Source organism: Geodermatophilus sp. SYSU D00703 (assembly GCF_054050155.1).
In genome coordinates, this window is sequence record NZ_JBJGYU010000003.1 from 110,950 (window position 1) to 124,143 (window position 13,194).

The window sequence follows — 13,194 nt, forward strand, 5'->3', positions numbered from 1 at the left end:
GGCGTCATAGTGAAGCGAGCTGTCAGGGCAGCAGGTGTCACGCCGAAGGTCAGAGGTCAGGCTAGAGGTCGGACGGCGCGTCGGAGCGGCTCGCCGCCTCCGCATCTGGGCTGGTGGACGGGCCTGCGCGGGGGCAGGGGCGAGGAGACGACCGGGGTGGGAGACCCGGTCGTCGCCTCGTGGCGGCCGGCATGCCGACATCGTCCCCGTGTCGGAGGAGCCGCCGGCGTGCACCCTGCGGGAGGTCAGGGATGGGACGGGGTCCGGCTCGATGTCTCGAGGCGATCACCGGCTTCCTCTCGGGGAGTCGGCAGACGGGGCTCGCCCCGGGCCGGTGCCGCCGTCGCGGGCAGTCCGAGGGAGACGTTGAAGCCGGAGGACGTGCTGACAGCGCGGAGGTGTTCGGCCATGTTGCACCGCCGCCGGACGAACCTGAGGGCTCCGCCACCCACCGCTCTGACGGTGAACCCGCATCCGGGCCGGTCGTAGAGGACCCGGTCCTCCACCGGTCCGGTCGCATCCCACCGCGGCGCCCGGAGCGACTGCAGGGCCGAGCGGTGCGTCTCGTGGAAGCGGGTGACGGCCCGCTGGAACGCGCTGCGCCCGGGATGCTGCGCGGCGAGGTCCTCGTACCAGGCCGGCGGATCGGTCGCCAGGAGGACGTCGTGCCAGCCGTCGTCCAGGACCAGCGTGCCGCCGTTGAACACCGACACCCCCACGGGTTCGGGGCCGTTCTCGCCCCAGACGTCCGTCTGCACGACGAACTCGTAGGCGTAGTGCAGATAGCGTTCGGTGACCGCACCGGTCTCGACCCCGTCCTTCGCGGCGTCGGCCTCCCGCACAGCCGTGGTGAGCTCCGGCGTGAGGATGCGGATCCCGGGGCCGGCGGGGATGCGCAGCGCCTCGGCATGACGGGCGACGAGCGCGGCCCGGCCGCTGACGCTCAGCGCGTCCCAGTCCTGGAAGTCCATCCCGATCCCGGGGGGCGTGAAGGCCAGTCCCGGGTCCCACAGTGCGCGCCGCTCGAAGACCCGCTGGGCGATGTCCCGGGACAGCGGGTCCTTCGGGAAGAGCCGCTGGTCGGCCTCGTACATCACGCGGGCGAGCACCGGCATCGTGACGCCCGTCGGGGGAGCGTAGGAGAGCGCACGGAGCGTCATGCGCCGCAGCCGGCGGGTCGCGGTGACCACTGCCTCCTTGAAGCACTCGAAGCCGCGCCGCTGCTCCGGGTCGGGGCAGTCGGCGTCCATCACGGCGTCGACCAGCTCCACGAGGATGTCGTAGACGGCGGCCGTCCACACGGTCGACCGGGCGTGCGGCTCCTTGTCGGCCTGGTCGTACGGGGGCCCTTCCAGGGCGGACCGCAGGAAAGCGGACCCGCTGCCGCGCAGACCGATCCCGAACTCCTCGGCCAGGCCGCTGACGAGGGTCGGCCGGCGCATGTCCCCGCCGGACTCAGCGAAGATGCGCTCCACGACCGGTGCGTGCTCGAGTGCGGAGAACAGCGCCAGCAGGTCACCCAGGGACTCGTGCAGAGCTGCGGCATCCAGCTCCGAGGAGTACAGGAACAGCGGGCGGAAGGAGTCGAACACGGCATGCCCGAGCTCGTGCGCCACGATGTCGTGGGAGAGACAGGTCCACACCGTCGCCGAGCGGATGGGGGACCGGAAGTAGCCGAAGTTCAGCGACGGGGACATCCCGTCGTAGTACGCGTTGGCCCCCTCGAAGGCGTGCGGCCGGATCACCAGCGGGCCGCCGTGGCGCCAGCGGATCTGCCGGCCCAGTGCCTCCTCGACGGCGCGGAGGGTGTGGCCGGCGACGGCGAAGGCGTTCACCTGGTGGAACTGTGCGTTCTCGAGGATCGGGCGCTCTGCACGTCCCTCGTTGAACCGGTCGTACGTCAAGGGCTGCCCGGGGTCTGACCAGTCCCCGGACTCGAAGACCGGGTTGTCGTACTGGTCGGTGTCGCGCACCACGAACTTGCTGGACCCGGTGCCGAGGAGGTAGTCCGTGTCGAGGGAGAACGGCCAGTCCTCGTGCAGGTGGTCTCCGTCGGCGTCCCGGATGGACGGGTCCTGCAACAGCATGGCCATGGGCTTGGTGGCCTCGTGGTCGGTCATCTCTTCCCATCCTCGGCTGGACGTGAACAGGGGGTGAGCTCGCGCTCGACACCACAGTGCTCGCCGAGCCGTCATCGGCATGTCACTCCGGCGTCACAGGGCAGGTGGACCACCCCGGGGCGGCGACCCCTTCGGTCCCGATCCGTCGGACGCGCCCTAGTACCGGGCGGCGGGTGCGTCGGCAGGCGCACCCGGGCCGGCCGGGAGGCCCGGGCAGGTGCGCTCGTACGGGAGCCCGGGGAGCACCTGGTTCCACTCCTCGATGGACATGTTGCGGTCGAGGAGCGAGCAGCCCGCCGTCAGCCACGAGTCGAACTCGCTGTCCCAGAGGCGCGCCGTCCCGTCGAGGCTCGCGCTGGCGAGCAGATGACCGTCTGAACCGAACGTCACTCCGAAGACCTGGTCGGTGTGACCAGTCAGCACCCGGGCGCTGGACGTGCCGTCCGCGGTGTCCCAGATGCGGATGGACGGGTCCCCGGTCGCGGCGGCGAGGAGCCGCCCGTCCCGGCTGAACGCCACGTCGTAGACCTCGCCGGTCGCGCCGACCAGCGGATCCCCGTGCGGACGGCGGGACGGGAGATCCCACCGCACCACGGTCCCGTCGGCGCTGGCCGAGGCGAGCTGCCTCCCGTCCGGGCTGAACGCGACGTCCCAGACCGTCGTCCGGTGGGCGGTGAGCTCGGGGCCGTCCTGCCTGCCTGTCGCCACGTCCCAGACGCGAACGGTGCCGTCGTTGCCTGCGGAGGCGAGCGACGAGCCGTCCGGACCGAACGCCACCCCGTAGACCTCGGCGTCGTGCCCGGTGAGCTCCGCCGCCGGGCGGCCGGACGCCGCGTCCCACACCCGCACCGTGCTGTCGGCGCCGGCCGAGGCCACGTACCTCCCGTCCGGGCTGACGTCGACCGCGGTCACCTCTCCCGCGTGTCCGTCCAGCACACCCGTCAGCAGGCCGGTCCTGGCGTCCCAGATCCGGAGTGTCCCGTCGGCGCCGGCGGTGACGAGGTGCCGTGAGTCGCGTTCGAACGCGACACCGTTGACCGCCGCGGGGTGGGCGAGCGCCGGGACGTCGTACGGCCGGCCCGACGGGACCTCCCACAGCAGGACGGTCGCGTCCGCCCCGGCGGTGGCGAGCAGGTGGCCGTCCGGACTGAGGGCCACGTCCCGGACGGCCGCGGTGTGCCCGACGAGGGGACGGCTGACCGTGATGGTCTCGGCCACGTCCCACAGCCGCACCGTGGCGTCCCAACTGGCGCTGGCGACGGTGCGACCGTCGGGGCTGAAGGCGACGCCCTCGACCTCGGCGGTGTGCCCTCGGAGATCGGAACCAAGCGGCCGGCCGGTGTCCACGCTCCACAGCCGCAGCGCGGCGTCGGCGTCGGCGGTTGCCAGCAGGGCGCCGTCCGGGCTGAAGGCCACGCCCCGCACCGGTTGCTCGTAGCCGTCCAGTGGGGGACCGGCCGGCTGCCTGGTGAGCGGGTCCCAGATCTGAACGGTCCGGTCCCAGCTCGCCGTCGCCATTCGACGACCGTCCGGGCTGAACGCGACAGCCTGGACGTCGTCGGCGTGCCCGGCGAGCGGGTCGCCGTCCGCGCGGCCCGTGGTGACGTCCCAGAACCGGGCGGTGGTGTCGGCGCTCACCGACACCAGGAGGCGGCCGTCCGGGCTGAAGGCCACGTCGTACACCTCGTCGGTGTGGCCGGTCAGAGGGTCGCCGTGCGGGTTGCCCTCGGCGACGTCCCAGAGCCGGACCGTCCCGTCGGCGCCGGCCGAGGCCAGCAGGTCGCCGCCGGGGGCGAACGCGACGTTCCAGACCATGTCGGTGTGCCCCTCCAGGGGGTCGCCGTGCGGCTTGCCCTCGTCGACGTCCCAGAGCCGGATCGTGCCGTCCAGGCCGGCCGAGGCCAGCAGGTCGCCGTCGGGGCTGAAGTCCACACCGAGCACGCGGTCGTCGTGCCCGACGAGGGTGGAAGGCCGGCCCGTCGCGACGTCCCACACCAGCACCGCCCCGTCGGCCACCGCCGCGGCGACCAGCCGACCGTCAGGGCTGAACGCCACGTCGTGGACCTGGTCCTCGGCGCCCCAGAGGGTCGTCGACGCATGGGTGGTCCGGGCGAGGCCGGTGACCAGCCCGTCGGTCGGCTCCGGGGCCTGACCCCGCGCCAGGCTCATGCTCTGGAGGCCGGCGAGGATCGCCGTGTCCGGCTGGCTGTCGACGAGCCGGTTCGACTGGGTGGCCACCTGCCGGGACAGCGCGAGCCGGTTCTTCGCCTGCGCCTGCTGGTTCGTCACGAACGCGACCGCACCCGCGACGACCGCGAGGACGAGCAGGACGGCGAGCACGCCCGACAGGAGCCGGAGCCGCCGATTGGACCGCCGGGCGGCCGCCAGCTCGGCGGCCGCGAGAGCGCGGCTGGCATCCAGGAACCTCCGCTCGGCCGGACCCACCTCGGCCGGGTGCTCTCCCGCCCATCGGTCGAAGGTGGCCAGCCGGGCGCCGCGCACCAGGAACGACTCGTCGCGCCGGGCGTGCTCCCAGTCGTCGGTCAACCGCTCGAGCTCCGAGCGCAGGTGGAGCCACGAGCGGGCATCCTCGATCGCCTCCCGCAGCGGCGGCCACTGCCGGAGCAACGCCTCGTGCGCCACCTCGACCGAGGACCCGTCGGTGGTGAGCAGCCGCGCGTCGACGAAGCCGTCGACGACCACCTGCTCGTCCGGCGTGAAGGCGCTGCGGCGCACGTGCCGACGGGAGGGCTCGGACTCACCTTCGACGTTCGCCAGCTTGAGCAGCGTCGGCAGCACCAGTGGGCCGTGGCCACGCCGGCCGAGCTCGTCGGCCAGGCGGTCCGCGCGGTTGCGCAGGGCGCCCACCACACCGCCCAGGGCCTCGTAGTCCTCGACCGTCACGTGGCGCGTGTTCGCGTCCATCCCCCGGTACAGCTCGCTGAGGGTGTACGCCAGCAGCGGGAGGGCGTCGCCGCCGGAGGTCTCCTCGACCATGCGGTCGACCAGTCCGGGGGTGAACTCCACGCCCGCGCGCTCCGCGGGCCGCTCGATCACCTCTGGCAGCCGCGAGCGGCTCAGCGGCTCCACGATCAGGGAGTCGTCCATCATGTCGGCCAGTCCGGCCCTGTCCGGCGCCGTCGACAGGAACTCGGACCGCACCGTGGCCACGACCCACAGCGGGCTGTCCTCACCCAGGGCGTTCCGGAGCAGGCTCAGGAAGGCCTGCTGCTCGCGCGCACCGCTTCGGGTGACGAGTTCCTCGGCCTGGTCGACGACCACGAGCACCGAGACCGGGCCGTCGCCGGTCCCGGCCGCCAGGTCCAGGGCCAGCTCCTGGAGGCCGGCGGCCTCACGGCGCAGGCCCGCCTCGATCTCCTCCGCGGCGCGGGGGTGACCGCGGTCGGCGAAGGCCGACTCCAGACTCCGGGCCAGGTTCCGGGTCGGCTGCCGGCCGGGCCGCAGCGGTGGGAGCACGACCCAGCGCGTCGGGAGCCGCTGCAGCCGGGGCAGCAGTCCGGCGCGCAGCAGCGACGACTTCCCGCCGCCGGACGGGCCGACGATCGCGACGAACCGGCCTGGGCCGCGTTGCAGGGTCGGCTGGAGCAGCTCCAGGAGGCGGGCCACCTCCCGGTTGCGCCCGAAGAACACCGCCGCGTCCTCGGGCGTGAAGGGTTCGAGGCCGGGATACGGCGGCCGCATCGGATCCCACCGGAAGGAGTCCGCAGGATCGAGCCCGGCCTGGCGGAGCCCCCGCAGCAGGGACGCGTAGCCCGGGTCGTCCCAGTCCGTCCACTGCACGTCGTCGAGCAGGGGCAGCCGGGGCGCGCCAGGGAGACGGACCGGGAGGATCGTCTTGCGGAGCGACCGGGCGAGGGTGAGCTCGGCGAAGCACCAGGCCGACGCGACCGAGCTCTCACTGGCCAGGAAGACGACCGCGTCCGTCCGCCGCAGCTGGGTGTACAGCTCCTGCTCCCAGTTGCGTCCGGCCGGGATGCCGTCAGCCGGATCGAAGTCCAGGAACAACCCCGTGATGCCATCGGCACGCAACCGGTCGACCAGTTGACCGACCACAGCTCGATCTCGGCTGCTGTGGCTCAGAAAGAGCGAGGTCATTCATTCGTGGCGACGCAGGGCCGGCAGGGAAGGGCGTATGTCACGTTTTCATCCTGCGTGCCGTCGTCTTTCACGGGGTGCACGTAAGCGAAGTCGGCGAGGGTGAAGTTCCTGCCCCTGTTCGGATCGCAGTCGAAGTCCCGGGGCAACCTGCTTCCTCCGCCGTTGTGCGTGCAGGTGAACTCACTGGGGCTGCGGAGCTTGGTCAGATCTCCATCGGCGGTCGCGCCGGCTCCGATGAGGCCGACGCTGCCCTGTTCAGTGAGCAGTTCATTGAAGGCCCCATCGCTGCTGGTGCACCGGTAGTCCAACACCGGCACGCCGTTCTCGGTCTCGACGAACCGGCAGGTGAACGTGTCCGGAGCGGGAACCTCGTCAGGGCCGTCGGCGACGATCGAGAACGCCCGGGATCGGTTGTGTATGGCAAAGGCCGGGTCGGCGATCGCTCCCGTCCAGACCAGCATCGCGGCGAGCGAGAGCGTGAAGAGGGAGGATCTTCGTCCGTGGTGTTGGTGGAGCATCAGACCGCTCCTTTCCGGTGGGCTCCTCTGGGATTTCGCAGCGGGGAGTCCGGTCCAGCGGTGGTGACGATCAGTGGCGCTCGTTCCCGTGTCTCGGTTCGTGGCGAGAAGAGGCTAGGAAGGGGCCGTCACGGTGCCGTCACCGACGCGTCACGGTGACACCGAGGCATTCCGGACCGCGACGCCTCGGCGAGCAGCACGTCCCGGCACGTCGGGCGCACAGCGGCCACGCCGTCCCTCGGCGGTGGGTCATTCCTGCGGGGGACTGCACGACGCAGCGTGACCGATCAGCATGGGTCCTCGCACGTGAACGGCGTCGCACCGTGCTCCGACGGCGGACTGGGCAACGCTGCGTGACACCCGGTAGGAGAAGTGGCTTGGCCGACGACCGAAGTTCAGCCCTGCTCATCCGCGTCTGGCTCGAGAACGCCGACGCGTTTCGGGCCCGGCTGACGTCTCTGGCCGGCGCCACCGACCAGTCCCCTGCGCACGAGGTGACGGTGGCGGTGACGTCGTCTCCGGGTGAAGTGCTCAACGCGGTCCGTGACTGGCTCGACGACTTCATCGGTGACGGAACCGACCCGATTGACAGCGGCGGGTGAACCTCCAGGCTTATCGGAACGGAAACGGATAAGCCTCGCCACATCCAGTGCCGAGGGGGGATCTGAGATGGACCGTGCGCCGGCCCCGCGGGTGGTGTTGCTGGACGGGTTCGCCCTACAGTTCGGCGGCATCCACGAGGGAACGGCGGACGAACCGCTGCCCCGGGGAATCCAACGGCTGGTGGCCCACCTGTCCCTGTCGGGGAGACCCACGCGAGCCGCGGTGGCCGGGCGTCTGTGGCCGGACGTCCCGGAAGACCAGGCCCAGGGCAGTCTCCGCTCGGCCTTGTGGCGGCTCCAGAAGGTCGCCCCCGGGCTGCTCGAGGTCTCCGGCGGTTCCCTGGCGCTCGCGGCGGGCGTTCGGGTCGACGTCCGCGAGTTCAGGGAGTGGGCGCGGGCAGTGTCGGCCTCCGGAACCGGAGACGCCGATCTGGGGATCCCCCGCGCCGCACTGTGCGGGGAGCTGCTCCCCGGCTGGTACGACGACTGGGTGCTGCTGGAACGTGAGCGCCTGCGCCAGCTCCGCATGCACACTCTCGAGGTCGTGGCCGTCAGGCTCGCCACCGCAGGGCGCCACGGCGAGGCGCTGCAGGTCGCGTACGCCGCCGTGCGCGAGGAGCCGCTCCGCGAGAGTGCCCACCGGGTCGTCGTCCGGGTGCACCTGGCCGAGGGCAACCCCGTGGAGGCCCTGCGCGCCTACGAACACTTCCGGGCGATGCTGCTCGACGAACTGGGCGTCGTGCCCACCGAGCAGATGGTCGGGCTCGTCTGCGGGATCCCGCGACCCCGGCTGGCGGCGGACTGAGCGTGGGCGTCTTGAGCGTGGGCGTCTCGAGCGTGGGGCGCGGTATCACCGCCGGCCCTGCCGCGCTCTGGCAGGCGTGGACCTCCCGTCGGTGTTCCGGGTCGAGCTCCTCGACGGCTTCACCCTCCGGCCGGTGTGCCGCTCCCCACAGCTCGCGGACGGCGTACTCCCGCGGGGGGTGCAGCGTCTGGTGGCCTTCCTCGGCCTGTCGCGTCGACCGGCCCGTCCGGCCGTCGCCGGTCAGCTGTGGCCCGACGTTCCCGAGGACAGGGCGCAGGCCAGTCTCCGCTCGGCGCTGTGGCGCCTCCGCCGAGCCACCCCGGGTCTCGTCGAGGCGTCCGGGGGCGCGCTCTCCCTCGCTGCCGGTGTCCGCGTCGACGTCCGCGAGCTGCACTGCTGGACCGAGCGGGCCCTGGAGCCTCGGACCCGGGTGGACCAGCTGACCTTGCCCGTTCCGCCACTGCGAGGTGATCTCCTGCCCGGGTGGTACGACGATTGGGTGCTGCTCGAGCGGGAACGCCTGCGGCAGCACCGGATGCACGCGCTCGAGGCCGTCGCGGCCCGCTTCGCCGCTGCGGGTCGCCACGGTGCGGCCGTGCAGGCTGCGCACCTGGCGATCCAGGCGGAGCCACTGCGGGAGAGCGCCCACCGCACCCTCGTGCGCGTGCACCTGGCCGAGGGGAACCTCGCCGAGGCCCTGCGGGCCTACCACTTCTTCCGGGACATGCTGCGGAACGAACTCGGCGTCCCGCCGACGGAGCAGATGACCCGACTGGTCCAGGGCCTGCCCTCTGGATGCCAGGCCGCGTCCTGAGGTCCGACCTCCGGTGAGGGTCCTTGGTCGATTGACAGCCAAGTACGAGACCCCAACGATCACGAATGGGCGGCCTGGAGTCCTCTGATGGACATCATCGGGCGCCCGAGGGGGAGTGCCCCATGGCTCTCGCAGCCCGCACACGGGTGACCCTGCTCGACGGGTTCGCACTGCGCTTGGGCGGTGATTCATCGCCGCTCCGCGACGTACCGCGAGCGGTGCAGCGCCTGGTCGTCCGACTGGGCATCTCACGGTGTCCTGACCGCACTGCGATCGCCGGCCAGCTCTGGCCCGACGTGCCTGAGGACCGCTCACACGGCAGTCTCAGGTCGGCCCTCTGGCGACTGCAGAAGGTCGCGCCGGGAACAGTGGAAGCCTCAGGCGGGTCACTGTCCCTGGCCGAGGGCGTCCGTGTCGACGTCCGTGAACTGGAGGCATGGGCGGAGCGGGTTCTCGACCCCTGCATCCCTGGCGACGACGTCGGCCTCCCGGAGGACGCGCTGTGCGGTGAGCTCCTCCCCGGCTGGTACGAGGACTGGGTGCTGCTGGAGCGTGAGCGGCTGCGGCAACTGCGCATGCACGCGCTGGAAGCCCTCGCCGACAAGCTCGTCACCCTGCGGCGTTACGGCGAGGCGACCGAGGCCGCGTACGCGGCAGTCCATGCGGAGCCGCTGAGGGAGAGCGCCCACCGTGTCGTCGTGCGGGTGCATCTCGCCGAGGGCAACATCACCGAGGCCCTCCGCGCGTACGACTCGTTCCGGACGATGCTCGCCGACGAACTCGGGATCTCGCCCACGTGGCAGATGACCAGGTGCATCGCCCAGGCCGAGCGACGGCGTGACGAGTGGCAGGGGCTGCCCGGACACGTGCACCCCGACCGGCCGCAGAGGCACGGCGGTGGACCTGATGGTGGAGTCCGCCGCATCGACCAGGCGGGAGCCACGATCGGAACGGGGAGGGCCGGTGGCGTCTCAGCGGCCAGCACCTGCCCGCCGGCGGAGCAGTCGCCATCGCCGGTCGTCGTCGAAGGGCCGAGGCGCTGAACGCCGCGGTGGGGTCGGCGGAACGGAGGCTCGTCCTGCAGTGTCGCCCTGGTCGGCCTCCGGGGACACGATCGGCACGTTCTCCGCGACCGTGTCGACGCCCACGCGGAGGGCGCCGCGGAACCCCGTCCCGCCGACCGCAAAGGTCCACTGCGCAGCGGCGTCCCGGGTCGGCCGGGGCTCGGCGAGCTGGACGCCGCTGTCCTCCACCGCGGCGAGCCGCAGTAGCTGGTCCGGCGGGGCCGAGCTGCGCGGGCCCAACCACCGTTCGCCCGTGTGCAGGAGAAGCCGAGGCGGGTCCTCCTCGTCGAGGACCTGCACGTAGTACTGCTTGGCGAAGACCGTGTTGTCGGAGAACCCGATGCCCAGGCTGTCCCGCTCACCCACGTAGACGTCGAGTCGGAACACCATGCCGTGCTCGTCCGCCGGCACGCTGCGCCGGTCCACCCAACCCTCCCAGATCAGCCGATCCGGACCGGCCCAGCCCGTGGTCGCGTCTCCCGCCGCGTCGAGGCTCTTCCTCAACTCTGTGGCCAGATCCGGCGGACCGTCGGTGAGGCGGGCATCCCGGAACGGTCCGTAGCAGTTCTGCGCCTCGGCGCTCTGGTGGAAGAGCTCGAAGTCGACGCCGCGCGGCTTGATGCGGACACCGAAGAACAGCTCGCTCCGACCGAAGGCATCCAGGCCGCGGAGCACCTCGGCGTCCTCCAGCCAGAGACGCACCCGATGGGTCCCGTGGAAGAACCGCATGGCGATCTCGTAGGCCTCACGGGAGGTCACCAGCGAGTCGGCGCCCCCGTGGCACTTGTGCACGAACGTCCGGGGAGCGCCCGGGAGTTGGGCCGCCGACTGCTTGACGAGCCCGTCGCTGCGGTCGCTCAGCGTCCCCTCGTCGAGGAGGCTGGAGAGCCGGTTGGCCAGGGACGCGGCCGCGATCCCGTAGGTGCGGTGGTTGGTGCCGACCACGGTGAGGATGCGGTCGAGCTCGAACCACTCCTCGATGCCCAGGAACTCCGTGCGCGTCGGGTCGAAGGCGGCCATCTCGTCGGCCCCCTTCTCCAGGTCCGGCAGCATGTCGAGCAGCCAGCGCGGCACCTTCTGGAACGCGATGCCGCGGTGCGGTGTCCCGAGTGTGACGATCTTGTGCACGTGGTGGCAGGCCGGCTTGCCGCCGCCGTCGACCGTGCGACGTCCCGTCCGGGTGCGGGGACTGCCGGATCCGTGCAGCTGACGCAGAGCCTCGCGGACGACGAGGCCGCCCATGCTGTGGGCGACGAGGTCCACGCCGCGGAAGGGTTCGCCGTGCTGGGCCGCCGCCTGTTCGAGGAGGGTGACGAGCCGGACGAGGCCTGCGCCGTACCGCACCATCTTGCGTGGTGTGAGGTCGTAGAAGCGGTAGATCCAGATGGTCCCGGAGACGCCCTGGTCCAGGACCTGCCGCGCCGTGGCCGGGTCGATCACGACCGAACCGGCGGTCATCTCCTGGGAGAAGCTCTCGTCGGGCACGGACTCGACGTCCTTGGCGTAGTAGCCGACGACGTTGGTGGCATCGGTGTAGGGATACCGGGTGGACTTCAGTGCCCGTAGCAGGAAACCCTCGTAGATGTAGTTCTCCCCCCGCTTGCCGGGGTAGACGGTGCCGTCGTTGAAACCCTGGTAGGGACTGGCTCGTTCGGCGGACAGGTCGGGCCCCCCGTAGCCCCGGACCAGCACGAGTGGCCGGACTCCGCCGTCCATGGCGACCTCCGTGGTCCTCGCAGGGGTGCGCTCAGCCATGGCGTCCTCCCGAGGGGCCGCCACGTAGGAGGACAGCACGGTGAGCGTCACCTGACCGTCACCGGCGGAGGGAGCCGCCAGGCTCGCCGTGCCGTGTCGTCGCTGCGGCCGACGTCGCCCATCGGAAGGGGGAGCGACCGAGGGGTGTGACGCCGAGGTGACGAGGCGTCCCTAGCTTTCCTCCAAGGCAGCGGCGCCGACCTCGGGAGGACCCATGGCGAGCCTCATCGCGCGAATCACCTCCACGGCCCCGCGGGCCCCCTTGGAGCAACTGCTGACCGCTCCCCTCGGACTGGACGTGTGGGAGGTCAAGCCCGACCACGTGGTGCTGCAGGTCGACGAGGTGCAGGTGAGCCGCCTCGAGGCGATGGGTTACGGCGTCGAGCAGTTGCGGATGACCGAGCCGTATCTGTCGGCCTTCGCGACCGAGGCCGCCGCGACCGGCTACCACACCGTGGCGACCCTGGAAGACGACCTCCGACGCCTGGCCGAGGAGCACTCGGAGATCGCCGAACTGCACGAGATCGGGCGCAGCGTCGAGGGACGGTCCCTGTGGGCGCTGCGGATGGGGGAGCGGCGCGGGAGCGCCCGCAAGGTGGCGTTCCTCGGCTGCCACCACGCACGGGAGTGGATCTCGGTAGAGGTGTCGTTCCGGCTCGCCGAACACCTCCTCCGGGAATCCTCGTCCGACCCCGTGCAGCGGTGGCTCCAGCGGGGCGAGGTGTGGGTCTCCCCGATGATCAACCCGGACGGGCACGAGCACACCCGCACCCACAACCGGCTGTGGCGCAAGAACCGGCGCCCGAACCCGGACGGCAGCGTCGGCGTCGACCCCAACCGGAACTACGGGTACATGTGGGGCACGCTGAACATCAGCACCTCCAGCCACGTCCCCGCGGACGAGACGTACGTCGGCCCGCGTGCCTTCTCCGAACCGGAGGTGCGGGCGGTCCGAGATCTCGTCGCTCGCGAGCTGTTCGGCGGCGTCCTCTCGTATCACAGTTACTCGCAACTGATCCTGTATCCCTGGGGCTACACCTCGAAGCGGCTCGCGGACGAGGCCGACTTCCGGGACGTGCGGGACCTCTCGGAGGGGATGGAACGGCTGGTCCAGGAGGTCCACGGGAAGACGTACACCGCACAACAGTCATCGCAGCTGTACCCGACGGCAGGGGACACCTCCGACTGGACCTACGGCGAGTACGACGCGCCGTCCCTGACCGTCGAGCTGCGTCCGGCGACCTGGGAGGAGGGCGGGTTCATCCTGCCGGCCGACCAGATCCAGCCCTGCTGGGAGGAGAACCGCCCGGCCGCGCTCGAGTTCATCCGGCACGTCCTGGAGAGGCCGGGGAGCTGAAAGGGCTCCGCCGACCGTGCGACCCAAAGCAGACGGAGAA

At 71.6% G+C, this 13,194-nt stretch carries 9 protein-coding genes; 5 read left to right on the top strand and 4 right to left on the bottom strand.

Annotation, left to right across the window (positions count from 1 at the left end; all coding sequences use genetic code 11):
* Positions 1-245 precede the first annotated feature (245 nt).
* The 3 genes from ACI782_RS05665 to ACI782_RS05675 form a co-directional block, all read right to left on the bottom strand.
* Complete coding sequence (locus tag ACI782_RS05665; protein WP_456906974.1) at positions 246-2,120, bottom strand: hypothetical protein; 1,875 nt, start codon at positions 2,118-2,120, stop codon at positions 246-248.
* 156 nt (positions 2,121-2,276) lie between these two features.
* On the bottom strand, positions 2,277-6,236 hold the full coding sequence (locus ACI782_RS05670) for an nSTAND1 domain-containing NTPase (RefSeq protein ID WP_456906976.1): 3,960 nt from the start codon (positions 6,234-6,236) through the stop codon (positions 2,277-2,279).
* A complete protein-coding gene (locus ACI782_RS05675; RefSeq protein WP_456906978.1) occupies positions 6,233-6,757 on the bottom strand; it encodes a hypothetical protein in 525 nt (174 codons plus the stop codon). The genes ACI782_RS05670 and ACI782_RS05675 overlap by 4 nt, the downstream gene beginning before the upstream one ends.
* Before the next feature lie 377 nt (positions 6,758-7,134).
* On the opposite strand from ACI782_RS05675, the gene ACI782_RS05680 reads away from it, so the two are divergent.
* The 4 genes from ACI782_RS05680 to ACI782_RS05695 all read left to right on the top strand — a co-directional run bounded on the left by ACI782_RS05680 (position 7,135) and on the right by ACI782_RS05695 (position 10,021).
* Entirely contained in the window at positions 7,135-7,359 is a 225-nt protein-coding gene (locus ACI782_RS05680; protein ID WP_456906980.1) for a hypothetical protein, read from the top strand.
* A 67-nt stretch (positions 7,360-7,426) separates the two neighbouring features.
* Positions 7,427-8,164, top strand: a complete 738-nt coding sequence (locus ACI782_RS05685; protein WP_456906982.1) for an AfsR/SARP family transcriptional regulator — start codon at positions 7,427-7,429, stop codon at positions 8,162-8,164.
* 76 nt (positions 8,165-8,240) lie between these two features.
* Positions 8,241-8,978, top strand: coding sequence for an AfsR/SARP family transcriptional regulator (locus ACI782_RS05690; protein ID WP_456906984.1), 738 nt, complete (start codon positions 8,241-8,243; stop codon positions 8,976-8,978).
* A 146-nt stretch (positions 8,979-9,124) separates the two neighbouring features.
* On the top strand, positions 9,125-10,021 hold the full coding sequence (locus tag ACI782_RS05695) for an AfsR/SARP family transcriptional regulator (RefSeq protein ID WP_456906986.1): 897 nt from the start codon (positions 9,125-9,127) through the stop codon (positions 10,019-10,021).
* Here ACI782_RS05695 and ACI782_RS05700 read toward each other — a convergent pair.
* Complete coding sequence (locus ACI782_RS05700; RefSeq protein WP_456906988.1) at positions 9,950-11,797, bottom strand: esterase/lipase family protein; 1,848 nt, start codon at positions 11,795-11,797, stop codon at positions 9,950-9,952. The two genes, ACI782_RS05695 and ACI782_RS05700, sit on opposite strands and share 72 nt — an antisense overlap.
* A 214-nt stretch (positions 11,798-12,011) precedes the next feature.
* Here ACI782_RS05700 and ACI782_RS05705 point away from each other — a divergent pair, with 214 nt between their 5' ends.
* Positions 12,012-13,154 (top strand): M14 family metallopeptidase, encoded by a 1,143-nt coding sequence (locus tag ACI782_RS05705; protein ID WP_456906990.1) that lies wholly within the window; start codon positions 12,012-12,014, stop codon positions 13,152-13,154.
* The last annotated feature ends 40 nt before the right edge of the window (positions 13,155-13,194 follow it).

What these genes read in the sequence shown, in the direction of transcription:
- ACI782_RS05700 (WP_456906988.1), bottom strand. Translation starts at nt 11,797, where the DNA reads ATGGCTGAGCGCACCCCTGCGAGGACCACGGAGGTCGCCATGGACGGC.
- ACI782_RS05705 (WP_456906990.1), top strand. Translation starts at nt 12,012, where the DNA reads ATGGCGAGCCTCATCGCGCGAATCACCTCCACGGCCCCGCGGGCCCCC.
- ACI782_RS05685 (WP_456906982.1), top strand. Translation starts at nt 7,427, where the DNA reads ATGGACCGTGCGCCGGCCCCGCGGGTGGTGTTGCTGGACGGGTTCGCC.
- ACI782_RS05675 (WP_456906978.1), bottom strand. Translation starts at nt 6,757, where the DNA reads ATGCTCCACCAACACCACGGACGAAGATCCTCCCTCTTCACGCTCTCG.
- ACI782_RS05665 (WP_456906974.1), bottom strand. Translation starts at nt 2,120, where the DNA reads ATGACCGACCACGAGGCCACCAAGCCCATGGCCATGCTGTTGCAGGAC.
- ACI782_RS05670 (WP_456906976.1), bottom strand. Translation starts at nt 6,236, where the DNA reads ATGACCTCGCTCTTTCTGAGCCACAGCAGCCGAGATCGAGCTGTGGTC.